The sequence below is a fragment of the Bartonella sp. AP57NXGY genome (assembly GCF_042195805.1).
Lineage (GTDB): Bacteria > Pseudomonadota > Alphaproteobacteria > Rhizobiales > Rhizobiaceae > Bartonella.
This window is the reverse complement of record NZ_JBHIOZ010000377.1, coordinates 1-1,015: the sequence shown is the minus strand read 5'-3', so window position 1 is coordinate 1,015 and position 1,015 is coordinate 1. Positions and strand designations below refer to the sequence as shown.

The 1,015-nt window shown below is 38.2% G+C and carries 1 protein-coding gene; it reads left to right on the top strand.

What is annotated here, in order from left to right:
• Positions 1-908 (top strand): YopJ/AvrA family T3SS effector serine/threonine acetyltransferase (locus ACFIL8_RS10975; protein ID WP_375689812.1); only part of this gene is annotated, 908 nt, incomplete at its 5' end.
• Positions 909-1,015: the final 107 nt, after the last annotated feature.

The window sequence follows — 1,015 nt, the reverse complement described above, 5'->3', positions numbered from 1 at the left end:
CCCTCCCTCATTCCTCACAAACACCAGAAGGAGCAAGTGCAAATGAATCTTTAGAAGACCTTATTGCACGTTTGATGCAAAGTTCCATCCAAACAGAAGAAGAACATGTTGCACCGAGTTCTGACGAATTAAAAGATATTATTACAGGCTTAGAAGATGATCTCGTCACCGGCCGTTGGATTTACGCGGATTATGAAAACACAGATATTAGATTGATGCCATCTCTCGTAGAAAAAGCAAACAGCAAATATCCAGAAATGAATCTCAAATTGGCTCTTACAGCAGAAGAGTTTTCGCACGCCCTAAAAGAAGTCGTTGAGAGCGGCGCAAATTCTGCCCGATTTATAGTCAATTCGGGAAGCACAATCCACTTTGCAGTCCTTGATTATCAAAAAGTTGATGAGAAAATCTCTTTGATTATGCTTGAACCTACAACATTTCAGAATATCGCGGCTTGCAAACTAGAGAGAAAAATAAATCAAACCCTTCAATGTCTTCAACTGCCTCCTTATTCTTTTACCACGGCAGAAATGGATATTCAGCGAAGCTCTTCTGAATGCGGGATGTTCAGCTTAAGCCTTGCCAAAAAGCTTCATCTTGAATCTGATAAATTAGCAAGATTGCATAAGGATAATGTTAAGGGTGTATTATGTGAACCCAATTCATCTTTATCTGCTGAAAAGTTAGATTCCTATCTTCCAACCACTTTTTATAAACACGCACAAGGAAGAAGACGTCTAGAACACTATTTAAAAGCCAATCCGGATGCTGAACATGAAACAGTCAACAAAAAAGGTGAAACTCTGAGAGAGAGATTTGAAAAAAACTTAAGAACAACAGAAGGAAAAACTGTTTCTGTTTCCTCGCACCAAAAAAGGATTACTGAATACAAATCTTTAACGATGTAATTGAGGCTTTTCCATATTCCTATTCATCAAAGAACGAAGAGATGCTGCTTTACGGCTAAGATTTCTCTAAGCAAACCAGCTTTTGCGCTCATAAAACAAAAATAGCA